Origin of the sequence: Pseudotabrizicola sp. (assembly GCF_030656345.1) — a bacterium.
Lineage (GTDB): Bacteria > Pseudomonadota > Alphaproteobacteria > Rhodobacterales > Rhodobacteraceae > Pseudotabrizicola.
In genome coordinates this window covers 125726-142100 of the sequence record NZ_JAUSNR010000012.1, presented here as the reverse complement: position 1 = coordinate 142100, position 16375 = coordinate 125726, and the positions used below count along the sequence as shown (strand labels likewise).

The following is a 16375-nucleotide window of genomic DNA, read 5'->3' as shown; positions in this document are numbered from 1 at the left end:
TGCTGGTGTTCGGCAATTCGCTGGGCACCGATCTGCGGGTCTGGGACCGGGTTTGCGCGCGCTTGCCCGTAGGTTGGGGTATCCTGCGGCATGACAAGCGCGGCCATGGGTTAAGCGTTGCGCGGCCGGGGCTGAGCATTGAAACGCTGGCCGATGATGTGGAAATGCTGCTGGACCATCTGGGCATCACCCGCTTTACCGGCGTTGGCCTGTCGGTCGGCGGGCTGATCATGCAGCGGCTGGCGCTGCGGCGGGCAGGGGTGATGCCGCATCTGGTGCTGGCCGATACGGCGGCAAAGATCGGATCGCCCGAGATCTGGAACCCAAGGATCGCGGCGGTGCTGGACAGTGGCATCGCGTCGATTTCCGATGCGATCCTGTCGCGCTGGTTTGCCCCCGGCTTTGCAGCCACGTCAGAGTTTCAGATGTGGCGCATGATGCTGGAACGGACACCGGCGCAGGGCTATGCTGATGTTTGTGCTGCAATCCGCGATGCGGATTATACCGCTGATCTGGCGCATATCCGGGCAAAAACGCTGGTGATGGTGGGGCGCGACGACGCGTCGACCCCGCCGGCGCTGGTGCGCGCGATGGCCGCGCAGATTGCCGGGGCAAAGTTTATCGAGATCGCCGATGCAGGCCACCTGCCGTGCGTCGAGCAGCCCGAGCGGTTTGTGGCGCTGCTGAAGCAGCATCTGGCCTGAGGCGTGACCCACACTCCGATCACGCGGTGCATCAGAAAAACTCGACCTCTGATGCGGTGGCTTCGGGTTCGGGCAGGGTGATGCCGGTGACGGCGCCATGCACCTCACGCTCGCGCGCCATTGTGTAAATTGGGATGAATTCTGAAAGCTGATCCGGGTCTGGCGTCTGATGGCCGACCGAAGAAATCGACTCGCGCAGCACGCGGAGCGAGGCCAGAACGCAGGCCATTGCGGCCTGACTGTCCGTGGCGGCCCGGTCCAGCGCGGCAACGGCGACGCCGATATCACTCAAAAGCGCTGCAATTTTGCGCTGGCTGTCATCCGCCGCGTCGATCCGGGAGGATGAGGTCTGGACCGAGGCATCAAACCCGGCCAGTCCCTCCTCCAGCGCGGTGATGATGGCGGCGTCGAACCCGTCTGACAGTCCCTCTATCGACAGGCTGGCAGCGGCGGTCTTGTCACGGAAAGCGGCCGAACTTTCCTGCACCGCCTTGGCCAGAACGCCAAGCGGCAGCCGCGCCTCTCCGGTGCGGCCGGGCAGCAAAAGTGCGTTGGTTGCCGCGATGCTGACGCTGGCCGCGCTGGCCCGCAGGGCGTCAAATTCGCGCTGCGCCCCGGCGATGGCGGCAGAGATCTGCCGGGCTGCCCCGGCTGCCGCAGACAGCGACGCCGCCGTTTCCTGATTGCAGCGCTGCACGCAGGTCAGCGCGGCGCGGCGGGTCTGCAACAACCGGCCCAACGGGCTTTCCGACAGCGCGGCGCCATCCACCAGGGCAGAGCGCCGCGCCAGTTTCACCAGCCGGTCAAGACTGGTGACGGCAGCGGAGCAGACCGACCCCGCATCGGCGACCAGTGCCGTTTCCAGCGCGGCGGCGAGCGGGGCGGTATGGTCAGAACTGACATGAGATTCGAGGATTGTTTCAATGTGTTCAAGCCTTTGGGCGAACTGATCTGCGAATTGCACCATCGAGATCAGGGCCGAAATCTCTGTCCGGCCGCCGTGCGACAGACGGTCAATCCGCCGCGTCAGATCGGCGCGGAACACCCGGTCTTCATTGGCCAGCCCGGCGCTGGCCGCGCGGGCCTGCCCCAGATCATCCAGCATCCGCTGCAGCCCGGCGGTGGCCAGACGCTGCGCGGCGACGGCAGGTCCGCGTTCCTGATCAATCACTTCCACGCAATCGGTCAGCGATTGCGCATTTTCCTGCACGGTTTCAGCAATTTGCTGCACCTCGGCGACATAGGCCTGCAGCACATCGACCCGCAACGACGCGGCGGTAAGCCGGGTCAAAGCGGCATAGGCCTTGAGCGACCGTGCCTCTTGCGCGACTTCGTGCAGGGCGGCGCGGGTTTCGCCAAGCGCCCGGCTGTAGGTGTCGCCGGAAATTACCGGCAGCACGCCCACCAGCGTCCGGGCGGCAAGATCAGCCTCGGCCACCGGGTCGGGGCCCGCACCCTCGGCGGCCAGATGGTCTGCGAGGGCGGCGAAAAGATCGAGCAGCGCCAGGACGGCGGCCTGAACATCGACAAGATGCAAGGCAAGATCGGCAAAGGATTCCCGGCAGGCGACGCCCGCCTGTGACAGGGCAGAGTCGGGCGCGTCGGGGGCGATGGCGGCAAGAGAACCCATGCTGTTTCTTCGTGCTCCTCAGCTTCTTCTTTGCTGTCGATAGCAGTCGGTCCTTACGGGGGAATGAACAGATGCCCGGTCAAAACGAAGGTTTTTCTTAAGTTTTGCGGCCCATGGTCCGGCCTGAGGCAACAAAAAGGGCGAGTCGCAGCATGGTCGGCACTATCGGATCCGGCACCGGCACGGTGCATCTCATCGAACACGCGCTTGCCGTGGCAGACAGCCGGGCAGCCCTGACGGACCTGACAAATGCTGTCGGTGCCGCCACTGCCTCTGCGCCGCTTGGCCTTGAGCTGACCGGCGACAGGGTCACCGCGCCGGCGCTGCAGCTTCTGCTGGCCGCAGCGCAGCAGCTGGAAGCGGCAGGGGGCTTTTCCGGCTTTGGCCCCTGCGCCACGGGCACGCTTGCCGCGCTTTCCCTTCACAGTCCAGAGCGGAGCTGAGGTAGCGAGTATGGCCCATACAATTCTGGCGGTCGACGACAGCAAGTCGATCCGCGACATGATCAAGCTGACGCTGGTGCCGCTGGGGTACCGGGTGGTGGAAGGCGACAACGGTCAGAGCGGGATCGAGGTGTTCAAGACCGAACAGGTATCGCTGGTGATCACCGATCTGAACATGCCGGTGATGAACGGGTTCGAATTCATCCGTGCCCTGCGCAGCATGCCAAAGGGTGCCGGTGTGCCGATCATCATGCTGACCACCGAATCCAAGCCCGAAGCCAAGGCAGAAGGCAAGGCCGCTGGCGCCACCGGCTGGATCACCAAGCCGTTCACCCCGGAAAACCTGATCAGCGTAGCAAAAAGATTGGCGGGCTGAATGAAAACCGATCTGAGCGCCGCAGTTGAAACATTTGTGCAGGAAGCCCGCGAACAGCTTGAAGGGCTGGAAGGGATGCTGCTGGACCTTGAAACGGGCACCGACCGTGACCGTGTCGACGCCATTTTCCGGGTGCTGCACACGGTCAAGGGGTCGGGGTCCATGTTCGGGTTCGGGGCGTTGGCGCGCTTTACCCACCATTTCGAAGACGCCTTCGACGGCGTCCGCGAAGGTCGGATGGAGGTTGACGCGCGCCTGATCGACGTGTCGCTGCGCGCCCGCGATCACATGACGGCGCTGCTCGATTGCGGCGGTGACAGCCCGGAAGCCTTAAGGCTGGAAGCCTCGGAAGAGGCTGCAAGCCTTCTGACAACACTGGCCGCCATCATGGGCAAAGACCCGGATCATCCTGTGACCGGCAGTGCCCCCGCAGTTGCGGCCTTGCCGCAGCGTGCGGTGGTCCTTCGCCGCTGGTCGATCCGCTTTCACCCGGATGCGGCCGCGCTGCGCAACGGCATGCGCCCCGATCTGCTGATGGCCGAACTCGCCGCGCTGGGGGAGGTTGATATCCGGCTTGATGCCTCGGATCTGCCCGCCTTGTCTGAGCTTGAACCGGAACGGTCCTACCTTGCGTGGGAGGTCATGCTGACCACGTCGCAGCCCCGCGATGCCATTGAGGCGATTTTTCTGTTTGCTGATGATGCCGCGCTGGAGGTGACAGAGATGGTTGACGAAACGGGTCCTGTGGTGGTGCCGGTTGCGGCCCAACCGGCCATGGCCGCCGAAACCGCCGCGCCCAGCCCTCAGGCCCCGCCCCCGCCAGAGGCCGCGGCCCCGCGCAGCCCCCCTGCAAACACCGGGTCCAGCGAAAGCATCCGGGTTCCGGCCGGCAAGCTTGACGACATCATGGATCAGCTGGGGGAGCTTGTCATCGCACAGGCGCGGCTGCACCAGATTGCGGCGGCAACCAAGAATGCCGACTTCGAGTCGATTGTCGAAGAGGTGGAACGTCTGGTCACCGGCCTGCGCGACGCCACACTTTCGGTGCGGATGCTGCCGATTGAATCGGTGTTCGGCAAGTTTCGCCGGGTGGTGCGTGATCTGTCGGTCGAACTGGGCAAGGATGTCATGCTTGCGGTTGAGGGCGGTGAAACCGAACTCGACAAGACCGTGATTGACCGGTTGTCCGAACCGCTGGTCCACATGATCCGCAACAGCATGGACCACGGGCTGGAAGACGCGGCCCGGCGCCAGGCATCCGGCAAGCCCGCCCGCGGCAAGGTCACCCTGTCGGCGCGGCAGGAGGGGGGGGAGGTGCTGATCTCGATCGAAGATGACGGTGCCGGTCTGAACACCGAAGCTATCCGCAAACGCGCGATTGAACGCGGGCTGATGGCCGCCGATGCCCCGCCCAACCCGGCGGAAATTCACCAGATGATCTTTGCACCGGGGTTTTCGACCGCCTCGTCGCTGTCCAGCGTCTCGGGGCGCGGGGTCGGCATGGACGCCGTGCGCAGCGCGGTCGAAGCGTTGCGCGGTCAGACCGAAATTGTCACCGTTGCGGGACGCGGCACCCGGGTGACCCTGCGGCTGCCGGTGACGCTTGCGATCATCGACGGGTTTCTGGTCCGGCTTGGCCAGTCCGTGTTCGTGATCCCGCTGTCCGCTGTTGAGGAATGCGTCGAATTTGAAGAGGCCGAACGCAGACGCGAAAGTGGCCGGTCGATGTTGCAGCTGCGCGAACATCTGGTGCCCTTCCTTGACCTTGATGACGTCTTCGCCCGCCCCCCGAGTACCGAGACCCGCCGCCGGGTCGTGATCGTCAAGGCCGACGGCCAACGCCTTGGCCTGGTGGTGGATGATATTCTTGGTCAGAATCAGACCGTTATCAAAACGCTCAGCGTTTACCACCGCAATATTGCGGGCCTTGCCGGGGCTACGATCCTGGGCGACGGCGCGGTGGCTCTGATCATTGATGTTGCAACCCTCGCCCGCCGTGCGCGCATCGCGCACCGGCTCATCGCCTGAGGAGACCGGGTATGGAGCACATGGAACTGACGACAGAAAAGCCCGGCCGGCCTGCTGGGGCCGGAACAGAGATGATGCTGATCTTCCGCTTGTCGGGCGATGTCTTTGCCCTGCCGGTCGGCGAGGTTCACGAAATTCTCGACCCGATGCCGGTTACCCCGGTGCCCGGTGCGCCTGCCTTTGCCCCGGCGCTGATCAACGTCCGGGGCGCAATCGCACCCCTGATTGATATCCGTCAGCGCCTGCGTATGCCTGCGGTGCCACCGGACGACAATGCCCGGATCATCGTGCTTGAACTGCCACTCAACGGGGCACCGACGCGCCTTGCGATCATGGCTGACGCGGTGGAGGAGGTCATCGAAACCGATCGTGCCGCGCTTAAACCTGTGCCGGAGCTCGGCGCGCGATGGCCCGAACAATATGTTACCGGCGTCGCCCGTCACGGCGAAGCCCTCGTCATCCTTCTAGACACCGAGACTCTCTTCCGCCCGGACGCCGGGCCATCCCTTCAAGCATGAGCAAGGACCAGATATGCGAGTGACCATAAAAGCCAAACTGATCGCGGTGTTTGCCGTCCTGATCATCCTCCTCGGCGTTTCCAGTTTCATGGCGCTGAAAAAGACTTCCGATATGAAGGACGAGATTGACGTGATTGTTGATCGCTTTGCGCGCCAGCTTGAACTGGCGCTGACCAAGCAGACTGCGGCGCTTCGCGCCATGACTCTCATTCAGGACTATCTGGAGGCACCCTCTCGTGCAGATGCCGATGAGGCGGCCCGTGCTGCGGATGAGTATATGACCACCGTTGAAGAGCTGCACGCCACTTTGGGCGGCGTTATCGTCTCGGAGGAAGCTAGGGCCCTGTACGCGGTTTTCGATGTCAAATGGGCCGCGTTTCGCTCGATTGAGGCAGAGTTGCGCTTGGTCGGCGTCGCCAAGAGCGCTGAAGGGGCACTTGGGATTTATAATGACGAAGGCATTCCTTCATACAACGTTCTTTACAATGCTGCCGAGACACTGATCGCCAGCGTGAGGGAGCGGATTGCCGATTCAGAGGTCCGCGATCCGCGGTTGGTCTCGCTCGAACGATCACTTGACGGGGCAATAGATTCGATGCGCGCGTTGAGGGAAATCGAGCGTGACATGTTGATGTCTGAAGTCGAATCCGAGCTTGTCGATCTGATGGCGCGCCGTGAACCGCTGGAAAATGCGCTAACCCAAGATCTTTTGCAGGCGCGAGGCTTTGCGGGCGTCACTGACAACCGTGCTGTTGAAACCATTATCGCGGGGTGGGAAACTTGGCGGGACGCGCTGATGCGCGGTACAGCCATGTCGGCGGAAAATAGCAATGCTCGCGCGGCTACAATCCTGCACGAACGGCTCTATCCCGCATTTGAAGAACTTCTTGCCGCGACACGCACGGTGGCGACATACGCCAGAGGCCGTGTTGCGCATGGCAAAGAAAACGCGGTTGAGGTCTATGAAACATCCAAGGCCGTGCTGATTACTCTGGGGCTTGTGGCTGCCAGTATCGGTGTGGCGGCGGCGTTCTGGCTGTCGATCTCGATCTCACGCGGCCTGAACCGCGCCGTCACGGTGGCCCGCGCTGTTGAAAAGGGCGACCTTTCGGTTGATGCGACGTCAAGCAGCCGCGATGAAATCGGCGATCTGCTGTCCGCGATGCACGGCATGTCGGGATCCCTCCGTGAGATCACGACCGTCGCGGAAAAGATCAGCCAGGGCAATCTGGGTATTGTCACGAAGCGCAGGTCCGAAGTTGACGGGCTGGGCATCGCGCTGGAAAACATGCTGGAAAAGCTGCGCGAGGTGATTTCCAACGCCAACCACAGCGCCGCCGGGGTGGCCGAAGGCGCGCAGGCGATGTCGGCAACGGCAGAACAGCTGAGCCAGGGGGCGACCGAACAGGCTGCGGCGGCAGAGGAGGCCTCGTCCTCGATGGAGGAAATGTCGGCCAATATCCGGCAATCGGCCGATAACGCCGCGCAGACCGAAAAGATTGCGACCAAGTCGGCGCAAGAGGCGGAAGAAAGTGGCAAAGCCGTCGATGAGGCTGTGCGCGCCATGAAAACCATTGCCGAGAAGATCAACATCATTCAGGAAATCGCCCGGCAGACCGATCTTCTCGCGTTGAATGCGGCGGTTGAAGCGGCGCGCGCCGGTCAGCACGGCAAGGGGTTTGCCGTGGTCGCCTCGGAGGTGCGCAAACTTGCTGAACGTAGCCAGCAGGCGGCGGGCGAGATCAGCCAGCTTTCGGGCAAAACGGTTGAGGTCAGCCAGCGCGCCGGTGAAATGCTGCAGTCGCTTGTGCCGTCGATCAAACGCACCGCCGATCTGGTGCAAGAGATCAGCGCCGCGACGCGGGAACAGAATGTCGGCGCAGAGCAGATCAATGAAGCGATCCGCCAGCTCGACTCGGTCATCCAGCAGAATGCGTCTTCGTCGACCGAGGCGGCCAGCGTCTCTGAACAGCTGGCGACCCAGTCGCAACAGCTGCGCGGGGTGATCGGCTTCTTCCGTCTGGGCGATGACCGCCCGGCTGTCAGGCCGGCCAACGCGGACCATCCACGCGAGGCATCCTCCTCCCGGCCGACCTTTACCACCCAGCGCCCGCGCGGCATCAACACGGCTCCGCCGGCTGCAAAGGCAAAGACAAACGGTGCGGCCCATGCCTTCCAGAACGGAGTCATGATCGATCTGGCCGGAGATACAGCTGCCGGTGGTGACGATGATTTCCAGCGGTATTGAGCGACGCAGCGTGTTGAGCAGATGCCTTGCCCCGACCCATATTGCAGGTGATTTCAGATGACGGCAGCCAGTCTGGCCGAAGAGGCCTGGAGCCAGGAAGACAGCGGGACCACAGACGATCCCCGGACCTATGTGACTTTTGTTCTTGCCGGGCAGACGCTGGCCGTTGATGTTTCCATGGTTCGCGAGATCCTTGACATGCAGGCCATCACCCGATTGCCGAATGCACCGGGCGATCTGCTGGGCATGATTGATATCCGCGGCGAAAACGTGGCGCTGGTTGATCTGCCGGGGCGGCTTGGCCTGCACGGCAGCCAGACAGAGGGCGGCGGGAGGATCATTGTTCTGGAATTCGGGGCCAACCCTGCAACCCCGATCGGTGTCATCGCCGATCGCGTTCTGGGGGTGGCCGAAATTCCGGATGATGAAATCGGCGCGGCACCCAATGCGATGACAAGCTGGGATTCGTCCGTGCTGCGCGGTGTTGCGCGTGTCGGCGGGCTGCTGGTCCAGATCCTCGCGCTTGAGACGGTGTTCCAGACCAACCTTCCCGGCGCGTTCGACTTCGAATGATGGGGGGGACAATTCAACAGGTACGGATCACTCCGGATCAGGCTCAGATCCTTGTCGAGGCGGTGTTTCGGTTGAGCGGCATTTCCGTTGCCGCAACCAAGACCGATTTTCTGGAACACCGGATCAACCGTCTGCTGCGGGAGTCCGGCGTCGGGACGGTGAATGAATATGTCGAGCATCTGCGCACGGCCCCGGCCGGGCCGGCCGCCCTGCGGCTGGTAGAGGCGCTGACAACGCATACCACCTCTTTCTTCCGCGAGAAGGCCCATTTCGACTGGTTGGCTGCCAGCGGCCTGCCGTCGGTGCTGGCCGAAGGCGCGGGGCGCGACCGGCCGCTGACAATCTGGAGCGCGGCCTGTTCCACCGGGGCCGAGCTGTGGACGGCAGGCATGGTGCTTGACACATTCGCGCGCAACCGCAGTTTGCGCTGGGATCTGGTCGGCACCGATGTATCGCAGAAAATCCTGAGCAAGGCCGCAGCCGCGACCTTTGATGAGGATGATATCCTGCCAATCCCGGATGAGATGCGCCGCCGCTACCTGTTGCGCTCGCGCAGCCCGGTCGGCGGCAAGCCCCGCTACCGGATTGCGCCGGAACTGCGCAGCCGGGCCCGTCTTGCCTGGGCCAACCTGCTGGACCTGCCGTCAAACATGACGCTGACCGCGGATATCGCCTTTTTGCGCAATGTTCTGATCTATTTCGAACCTGACGATCAGCTGCGCGCCGCCGCACAGGTGGCGCGCCGGATTCGGCCCGGCGGGTATTTGCTGACCGGGCATTCCGAGGGTCTTGCCAGCCCTCCGCCCGGCATGACGCTGGTTTCCCCATCCATTTATCGAAAGGAGTAGGCCTGCAGTGACACTTTTGCCCAACGGCCGGAAGTACCGGGTTCTTGTGGTCGATGACAGTGCCGTTGTGCGCCAGGTCATGGCCGAGCTTATCTCGTCCGACCCCGAGCTTGAGGTGATGGGCACGGCGGGTGATCCGTTTGCGGCGGCGGCGCTGATCCGCCAGCAGCGACCCGATGTCATCACCCTGGATGTCGAGATGCCCCGCATGGATGGGGTGACCTTCCTGCGCAAGATCATGTCCCAGCATCCGATTCCTGTGGTGATGTGTTCGTCGCTGGTCGGGGCCAATACCGAAACCCTGGCGCGGGTGCTGGATGCCGGTGCCGTGGATATCATCTGCAAACCGCAGGTCGGTATCCGGGATTTTCTGGAGGACAGCCGTATTCGTATCTGTGATGCGATCAAGGGTGCGGCGCAGGCCCGTCTGGGCCGGGTGCGCGAACATCCGCCCGCCGCCAAATTGACGGCGGATGCGATGATGCCCGCGCCACCCAGCCGGGCGATGGCGAAAACGACCGAAAAGATCATCGCCGTCGGGGCATCGACCGGCGGGACCGAGGCGGTTCAGGTGTTTTTGCAGGCGATGCCCGTCGATTGCCCACCGATCATCATCGTGCAGCATATGCCCGAAGGTTTTACCGCCGCCTTTGCGCGCAGGCTTGACACGATCTGTGGCGTTTCGGTGAAAGAGGCCGCGCAGGGCGACCGGCTGTTGCGCGGGCACGCGCTGATTGCACCGGGCAACCGCCATACCCTGCTGAACCGCAGCGGCGCGACCTATACGGTGGATGTGCGCGATGGGCCGTTGGTGCTGCGCCATCGGCCATCGGTCGATGTGCTGTTCCGCTCAGTGGCGCGCTATGCCGGGCCGAATGCGATTGGCGTTATCATGACTGGCATGGGTGATGACGGCGCGCGCGGTATGAAAGAAATGCGCGATGCCGGCGCGCGAACGATCGGGCAGGATGAGGCCAGTTCGGTGGTTTACGGCATGCCAAAGGAGGCGATGCGCCATGGCGGGGTAGAGGAACAGATGCCGCTGGGGCGGCTGGCGCAGGCGGCGCTGCGTCTTGGCCGGGGCTGAAACCTGTTGCGGCCCCGGTGGTCCCGCTCAGATTCGTGCCGAAGTCAGATGTCAATCGGGCCGGTGGCGACCGGGGGCAGATCATCAGTCAGCGGCACGGTCTGCCGCTCGATCAACCGGTGCACCCTGAGCGGGCCTTGGGTGCCGCGATGCAGGGCGTTCAGCTGATTCAGATTGTCGGCATCTGCCGTGGTGCGGCGTTGATTGTGCCGCACGTAATCGACCCAGGTCGGCACATGATATTTTTCGATCCAGGTCTCGGGCCGTTCGATATCGCGCATCAGGGTCCAGTGCCGTGCCCCGTCGCGCAAACGGATGCGGCGCCGTTCCCGCATCAGCGCCAGAAAGTGCGGGGTGTCGGCAAGGCCGATATCATAGTCGATCATCACCATGATCGGGCCAGAGCGCGGCTTTATGTCGATCATCGGAGTCGGGGTGCGGAACCGGCCCAGCGGGTCCAGATCGCCCTCGGGGAAGGCCGAAAGCGGCAGCCACAGGCCGAGCAGGCCGCCCGCTGCCAGCAAAACCGCCGCCAGCACAAAGGCCCCGGACAGGCCGTGCGCCTCGGCAATGCTGCCCCAGAGCCAGGCCCCCAGCGCCATGCCACCGAAGGTCGCGGTCTGGTAAAAGGAGATTGCCCGGCCCACCACCCAGCGTGGCGTGGACAGCTGCACCGTCACGTTGAACAAGGCCAGCGCCATCACCCAGCAGGCCCCGGCAACCAGCAGCGCCAGACTGGCCAACACCATCGCATCGGTCCAGCCCAGAATCAGCAAGGCCAGCGCATAGCCTGCACAGGCCAGGCGAATCACCGCCTCATTCGACATGTGCCGCTTCAGCCAGCTGTTGGCGACCCCGCCGCCGATCGCCCCCAGCCCGAAAGTGCCCAGCAGGATGCCATAGGTCAGCGCGGTGCCCTGCATGGTCTGGCGCGCGACGAGCGGCAGCAAGGCAAGGGTCGCCACAGCCGCCGTGCCAAAGATCGCGCCGCGCAGCAGTACTTTCAGCAGTGCCGGCGACATCAGCATATAGCGCAGACCGGCCCCGATGGCGGGGCCAATATCCTCGGGCGGCAGGTCGGATCGTGGGTAATCGGGCTGCCAGCGGACCAGTTCGCGAATCAGCGGAAGGGTCAGCACCATATTGATCACAAAGGCAGAGGCGGGCCCCGCGACCGCCACGATCAGCCCGCCCGCCGCCGGGCCGACGCTGCGCATCATGTTGAAGCTGAGGCTGTTGAGGCTGACCGCCGCATGCAGATCGCTCCGCGGCACGACATCGCCCATCGAGGCCTGCCATGACGGATTGTACAGTGCCGAACCGCAGCCGATCAGAAAGGTGAACCCCAACAGCAACCAAGGCGTCAGCCCGCCGGTCCACGCAGCAATGGCCAGCCCGGCAGAGGCCAGAACCATCGCCATCTGCGCCAGAATGAGGATGCGTCGCCGGTTGTGGGTATCGGCCAGCGCCCCGGCAATCAGCGAAAATGCCATGATCGGCAGGGTGTTTGACGCCTGAACCAGCGACACCATGGTTTGTGAAGGGGTCAGCGAGGTCATCAGCCAGGCCGCGCCGACCGCCTGAATCAAGGTGCCAAGGCTGGACATGGTTGTGGCAGCCCAAAGCCGCCGATAGGTCCGGTGTTTCAGCGGGTCCAGAAAAGCGGGCAGTGCCAAGGATACCTCACACGCGCACCCCGCAGCGGCCGAAGTCATGGCAGGGGAGGGGATTTCCGACAGATGCAGCGATCACCGGCTTTGTAGGGTAATCCTCTGCAGGGGACAACTGCCCGCACGGGCAAGGGGTTCCCTTTGCTGCGTTCCCGATGGGCCGCAAATGAAAGCGGGGGCGGCTTGCGCCACCCCCGTTTCAGATCGTGTCAACCGAACCGAGGTTCAGGCGAGTGCGAGGTTCGTCGCGGATTCACGGCCATTGCGGTCGCTTTCCAGATCGAAGGTCACGGCCTGACCGTCATCCAGCTGGCGGATGCCAGCACGTTCCAGCGCGCTCACATGGACGAACACGTCCTTGGAGCCTTGTGCCGGAGCGATAAAGCCGAAGCCTTTTGTTGCGTTGAACCATTTCACGGTGCCATTGGCCATCGTGTGTCTCCTAGATTATTACCATCCACATAATGCGATGGTCCGGCCCAGTGTCGTCAGAATCGCAACTGAAGCCGTAAGGAAACAGGAGGTCGAAAGAAGAAGCTTTGCCTAACCTTTCTATCAGACCACGCCCCGCTTTGCAAGGGCAGTGCGAACATTCGGGTTTCGCCTGGGCGATCGGGTCGGATCACTGCGGCGACTGCGTTTGACAAACCGGCGCTGCCGGGTTATCTATCTAGCCAGATGGCTAGCTAGGAAAATCCGAAATGTGGACGGTTCAGGACGCGAAAAACAAGTTCAGCGCTTTGGTCGAGGCCGCGCTTGCCGGCACACCGCAGGAAGTGACGCGTCGGGGCCGCCCCGCCGTGGTTGTTCTGTCGTCGGAAGAATATCACCGGCTTCTGGCAGGGGCGGTCAGCGCCCGGGAAAGTTTCTCCGAGCACCTGCTGGCGTTTCCGGGCGGTGAGATCGAGCGCGCCGGGGCCAGACCGCGGGACGTATCCTTTTGATCTACCTGCTTGATACCAATGTCCTGTCCGCGGTCCGCCGCATCGACCGCGCCCCGCAAGTTGCGGCGTGGTTGCGCGGCAAGCCGGAACAGAGCCTTTTCCTGAGCGTCATCACGATTGGGGAGATAGAGCGCGGCATCCGCCAGCAGGAAGCGCGCAACCCCGATTTCGCGCGCGAACTTCGCCTGTGGCTCGACCGCACCGTCCTGCTGTTTTCAGACCGGTTGCTGCCGTTCGAGGCCGAAGACGCCCGCATCTGGGGCCGGTTGTCGGCCGAAATTGGCCATAGCGGCGCAGATCTGATGATTGCCGCCTCTGCGCTCCGGCATGCAGCGACCGTGGTCACCGGCAATGTGAGCGATTTTGCGCCCACCGGCGTGACACTCGAAAATCCTTTCTGACCCCGCGACTTGAACGCCCCGGTGGGGTGGAAGCAGTCTCTTTCGGCGACAATGACCGTTCTGCGCGACATGCCTGTGATTTTGTTCCGTCTTTGCTCCCAGCACCGTTGACCGTTTGCGCTATTAGTTTATTAAAACGCTCAGTTATTAAACCGGGCCGTCGGATCACCTGGACCATACCGCCGCTGATCCGTCATGTCTGGCCACAGGGAGACTTTCAGGTGCAGCTTTCTGATCTGTCTGCTTCGGGTACAATCCGCATGGGTGCCGGGGCCGCTGTGGCCACGATCCGCGCGCGGGCGCTGGAATGGGATCTGCCGGTGGTTGAGGCCGGGGGTGAGATCATGGTTCACCTCTGGCAGGGCCAGCTGATCCTGCGGCAGGGCCAGTCGGACATGCGGCTGAGCGTGACCGCGCCCGACCGTCGCTTGCTTCAGGTGATCCGTGACAGCGTGACCGAGCTGATGGAGGCGGAAGGCATCCCGGTTGTCTGGGACAAGGTGGACGCCGGGGCATTGGCACCGGGGCTTATGGTGCTGGAAAAGACTGCGGTGTGGCCGCTTTCGCCCAATTTTCTGCGCGTGCGCCTGACGGGGGATGTGGCACCGCTGGCGACAGGGCGCGGCATTCATTTCCGGCTTTTGCTGCCCCCCAGGAACCGCCCGCCGGTCTGGCCGATGATTGGCGTGACCGGGCGGACGGTCTGGCCGGCGGGTGACGATGCCTTGCACCGCGCGGTTTATACGGTGTCGGGGCTCGGCTCTGAATGGGTGGAGTTCGATTTATTCGTGCATGGCGACAGCCCGGCCTGTGACTGGGCAACCGCCTCGGCCTTGGGCAGCAGTGTCGGGCTGATGGGTCCCGGTGGCGGCACCTGCCCGGAGGCCGATGATCTTTGGCTGTTCGGCGATCAGACGGCCTTGCCCGCGATCCGGCGGATGCTGTCAGAAGCCACTGGGCAGGTGCGGGCCTTTGTGTTTGCAGACCCTGACGACCTTGGCCTGCTGACCCAGGATGCCCGCGTTACCCTGTCGACTGATCTGCTGCATGACCTGCACAAGGCCGACCTGCCGCAGGATGCGTTTGTCTGGTTCGCCGGGCGCGAAGATCAGGCGCGCGCCGCCCGCAAGCATCTTGAATCGCAAGGCCGGGGCAAGGGCAGCTTTGCCTGCGCGGCGTATTGGTCAGCCTGACAAACGGTCAGGCCGCCAGCCGCGCATAGGCCCCGCCGCGTTGCACCAGATCATCGTGCTGCCCGGTTTCGACGATACGTCCGCTTTCCATCACGACGATCCGGTCGGCGGTGCGGACCGTTCCCAGACGGTGCGCGATCACCAGCGTGGTGCGGCCCGCCGACAAGGCCTCCAATGCCAGTTGAATCTCACGCTCGGTCTGGCTGTCGAGGGCTGAAGTTGCCTCATCCAGAATCAGGATCGGCGGGTTCATCAGGAAGGTGCGGGCGATGGCGACGCGTTGTTTCTGCCCGCCCGACAGCATCACGCCGCGTTCGCCCACCATCGTATCAAGGCCGGCTGGCAGGGTCGCGATCAGCGCACCAAGCTGGGCGGAGTCTGCGGCGGCCATGATCTGGTCGTCGGTGGCCCCCAGACGGCCATAGGCGATATTTTCGCGTAAGGTGGTGCCGAACAGGAACACGTCCTGACTGACGATCCCGATCTGGCGGCGCAGGGAATCCAGTGTCATGGCCGACAGATCCAGCCCATCCACCGTGATCCGGCCCGAGACGGGTTCGTAAAACCGGGGCAACAGCGCCAGCAGCGTGGATTTCCCCGCCCCGGACGCGCCGACAAAGGCCACGGTCTCGCCCGCGTTCACGGTGAAAGAGACATTATGCAGCACCGGACGCGCGTCATCATAGGCAAACGACACATCATCAAACACGATCTGCCCGGCAAGCGGCGGGGCAGCAATCGCCCCCGGCGCATCGGCGATTTCAGGCTCGGTGGCCAGCAGCTCCTGATAGCGGCGGAACCCGGCAATGCCGCGTGGATAGGTCTCGATCACGGTCGCGATCTTTTCCAGCGGGCGGAAGAACACGCCGACCAGCAGCAGAAAGCCGACGAAACCGCCGGTGGTCAGGTCGCCGTCAAGCACCAGCCCCGCGCCCAGAACCATCACCACCACCTGCACAAGCCGCAGACCCATGTAATGGAGGGCGGTCGATTTTGCCATGATGCGGTAGGCGTCGAGCTTGGTGGCGCGGTAGGCGCGGTTGTCACGCTCGAACAGGCGCGCCTCATGCGCCTCATTGGCGAAGGCCTGCACCACGCGGATGCCGCCGACCGCTTCTTCCAGCCGCACGTTGAAGCCGCCGACGCGGGCGTAGATCTCTTGCCAGGTGCGGGTCATCCGTCCGCCATAGACCACCACCAGCCAGATCGTGACCGGCACAATGGTGGCCGTGGCATAGGCCAGAACCGGGTGCAGCCACAGCATCAGCAGGAACGCCCCGATAAAGGTCATGATGGCGATGAACAGATCTTCCGGACCGTGGTGGGCCACCTCGCCGATCTCTTCCAGATCGCGCGTCACGCGAGCCACCAGTTTGCCGGTTTTCGCTGTGTCGAACCAACGCCATGACAACCGGGTCAGATGCGCAAAGGCGGTGCGGCGCATTTCGGTTTCGATCTCGATCCCCAGCATATGGCCCCAGTAGATCACCACGATCATCAGCCCGGTGTTCAGCGCGTAAATCACCAGCAGCGCGGCAGCGGCGGCAAGGGTCAGCGACCAGTCGCCCATCGGCAGCAGGTGGTCGATAAAGGCGGTGATCGCGAGCGGAAAAGAAAGCTCCAGCAGGCCAGACAGCACCGCCGAGCCAAAATCCAGCCAGAACAGGCGCATATGCGGGCGGTAATAGGCAAAGAACTGGCGGAGCATAGGG

Annotated in this window: 16 protein-coding genes; 12 read left to right on the top strand and 4 right to left on the bottom strand. The window is 63.5% G+C overall.

Annotation, left to right across the window (positions count from 1 at the left end; all coding sequences use genetic code 11):
• On the top strand, positions 1 to 704 hold a 704-nt coding region (pcaD, locus tag Q7J44_RS07430; protein ID WP_304878527.1), incomplete at its 5' end, for a 3-oxoadipate enol-lactonase.
• 31 nt (positions 705 to 735) lie between these two features.
• Here the strand turns inward: pcaD and Q7J44_RS07425 are convergent.
• Positions 736 to 2334 (bottom strand): hypothetical protein, encoded by a 1599-nt coding sequence (locus Q7J44_RS07425; RefSeq protein ID WP_304878525.1) that lies wholly within the window; start codon positions 2332 to 2334, stop codon positions 736 to 738.
• Positions 2335 to 2486: 152 nt separating this feature from the next.
• Between Q7J44_RS07425 and Q7J44_RS07420 the strand changes: the two genes are divergently transcribed.
• From Q7J44_RS07420 to Q7J44_RS07385, 8 genes are all read left to right on the top strand, one after another.
• Positions 2487 to 2777: a hypothetical protein gene (locus tag Q7J44_RS07420; protein WP_304878523.1), complete on the top strand. Its 291-nt coding sequence runs from the start codon at positions 2487 to 2489 to the stop codon at positions 2775 to 2777.
• 10 nt (positions 2778 to 2787) lie between these two features.
• Positions 2788 to 3153 carry a response regulator gene (locus tag Q7J44_RS07415; protein ID WP_304878521.1) on the top strand — a complete coding sequence of 122 codons (366 nt, stop codon included), beginning with the start codon at positions 2788 to 2790 and terminating at the stop codon, positions 3151 to 3153.
• Positions 3154 to 5181 (top strand): chemotaxis protein CheA, encoded by a 2028-nt coding sequence (locus Q7J44_RS07410; protein ID WP_304878519.1) that lies wholly within the window; start codon positions 3154 to 3156, stop codon positions 5179 to 5181. It begins immediately after the preceding gene.
• Between the two features lie 71 nt (positions 5182 to 5252).
• Entirely contained in the window at positions 5253 to 5699 is a 447-nt protein-coding gene (locus Q7J44_RS07405; RefSeq protein WP_304878518.1) for a chemotaxis protein CheW, read from the top strand.
• A gap of 13 nt (positions 5700 to 5712) precedes the next feature.
• Positions 5713 to 7947: a methyl-accepting chemotaxis protein gene (locus Q7J44_RS07400; protein ID WP_304878517.1), complete on the top strand. Its 2235-nt coding sequence runs from the start codon at positions 5713 to 5715 to the stop codon at positions 7945 to 7947.
• 57 nt (positions 7948 to 8004) lie between these two features.
• Positions 8005 to 8520: a chemotaxis protein CheW gene (locus Q7J44_RS07395; RefSeq protein ID WP_304878516.1), complete on the top strand. Its 516-nt coding sequence runs from the start codon at positions 8005 to 8007 to the stop codon at positions 8518 to 8520.
• Positions 8517 to 9368 carry a protein-glutamate O-methyltransferase CheR gene (locus Q7J44_RS07390; RefSeq protein ID WP_304878513.1) on the top strand — a complete coding sequence of 284 codons (852 nt, stop codon included), beginning with the start codon at positions 8517 to 8519 and terminating at the stop codon, positions 9366 to 9368. Before Q7J44_RS07395 ends, Q7J44_RS07390 begins: the two co-directional genes overlap by 4 nt.
• A 7-nt stretch (positions 9369 to 9375) precedes the next feature.
• Positions 9376 to 10455: a chemotaxis response regulator protein-glutamate methylesterase gene (locus Q7J44_RS07385; RefSeq protein WP_304878511.1), complete on the top strand. Its 1080-nt coding sequence runs from the start codon at positions 9376 to 9378 to the stop codon at positions 10453 to 10455.
• Positions 10456 to 10499: 44 nt separating this feature from the next.
• On the opposite strand, the gene Q7J44_RS07380 is transcribed toward Q7J44_RS07385, so the two are convergent.
• Positions 10500 to 12131: an MFS transporter gene (locus Q7J44_RS07380; protein ID WP_304878509.1), complete on the bottom strand. Its 1632-nt coding sequence runs from the start codon at positions 12129 to 12131 to the stop codon at positions 10500 to 10502.
• A 219-nt stretch (positions 12132 to 12350) separates the two neighbouring features.
• On the bottom strand, positions 12351 to 12557 hold the full coding sequence (locus Q7J44_RS07375) for a cold-shock protein (protein WP_103332067.1): 207 nt from the start codon (positions 12555 to 12557) through the stop codon (positions 12351 to 12353).
• Positions 12558 to 12826: 269 nt separating this feature from the next.
• Between Q7J44_RS07375 and Q7J44_RS07370 the strand changes: the two genes are divergently transcribed.
• From Q7J44_RS07370 to Q7J44_RS07360, 3 genes are all read left to right on the top strand, one after another.
• Positions 12827 to 13069, top strand: coding sequence for a type II toxin-antitoxin system Phd/YefM family antitoxin (locus tag Q7J44_RS07370; protein WP_304878506.1), 243 nt, complete (start codon positions 12827 to 12829; stop codon positions 13067 to 13069).
• Entirely contained in the window at positions 13066 to 13470 is a 405-nt protein-coding gene (locus Q7J44_RS07365; protein WP_304878504.1) for a type II toxin-antitoxin system VapC family toxin, read from the top strand. Before Q7J44_RS07370 ends, Q7J44_RS07365 begins: the two co-directional genes overlap by 4 nt.
• A 221-nt stretch (positions 13471 to 13691) precedes the next feature.
• Entirely contained in the window at positions 13692 to 14663 is a 972-nt protein-coding gene (locus Q7J44_RS07360) for a siderophore-interacting protein (protein ID WP_304878502.1), read from the top strand.
• A gap of 7 nt (positions 14664 to 14670) precedes the next feature.
• Here the strand turns inward: Q7J44_RS07360 and Q7J44_RS07355 are convergent, their stop codons facing one another.
• Positions 14671 to 16371: an ABC transporter ATP-binding protein gene (locus tag Q7J44_RS07355; RefSeq protein WP_304878500.1), complete on the bottom strand. Its 1701-nt coding sequence runs from the start codon at positions 16369 to 16371 to the stop codon at positions 14671 to 14673.
• Between the last annotated feature and the right edge of the window lie 4 nt (positions 16372 to 16375).

What these genes read in the sequence shown, in the direction of transcription:
- Q7J44_RS07415 (WP_304878521.1), top strand. Translation starts at nt 2,788, where the DNA reads ATGGCCCATACAATTCTGGCGGTCGACGACAGCAAGTCGATCCGCGAC.
- Q7J44_RS07375 (WP_103332067.1), bottom strand. Translation starts at nt 12,557, where the DNA reads ATGGCCAATGGCACCGTGAAATGGTTCAACGCAACAAAAGGCTTCGGC.
- Q7J44_RS07395 (WP_304878516.1), top strand. Translation starts at nt 8,005, where the DNA reads ATGACGGCAGCCAGTCTGGCCGAAGAGGCCTGGAGCCAGGAAGACAGC.
- Q7J44_RS07425 (WP_304878525.1), bottom strand. Translation starts at nt 2,334, where the DNA reads ATGGGTTCTCTTGCCGCCATCGCCCCCGACGCGCCCGACTCTGCCCTG.
- Q7J44_RS07410 (WP_304878519.1), top strand. Translation starts at nt 3,154, where the DNA reads ATGAAAACCGATCTGAGCGCCGCAGTTGAAACATTTGTGCAGGAAGCC.
- Q7J44_RS07370 (WP_304878506.1), top strand. Translation starts at nt 12,827, where the DNA reads ATGTGGACGGTTCAGGACGCGAAAAACAAGTTCAGCGCTTTGGTCGAG.
- Q7J44_RS07405 (WP_304878518.1), top strand. Translation starts at nt 5,253, where the DNA reads ATGATGCTGATCTTCCGCTTGTCGGGCGATGTCTTTGCCCTGCCGGTC.
- Q7J44_RS07400 (WP_304878517.1), top strand. Translation starts at nt 5,713, where the DNA reads ATGCGAGTGACCATAAAAGCCAAACTGATCGCGGTGTTTGCCGTCCTG.
- Q7J44_RS07390 (WP_304878513.1), top strand. Translation starts at nt 8,517, where the DNA reads ATGATGGGGGGGACAATTCAACAGGTACGGATCACTCCGGATCAGGCT.
- Q7J44_RS07420 (WP_304878523.1), top strand. Translation starts at nt 2,487, where the DNA reads ATGGTCGGCACTATCGGATCCGGCACCGGCACGGTGCATCTCATCGAA.
- Q7J44_RS07355 (WP_304878500.1), bottom strand. Translation starts at nt 16,371, where the DNA reads ATGCTCCGCCAGTTCTTTGCCTATTACCGCCCGCATATGCGCCTGTTC.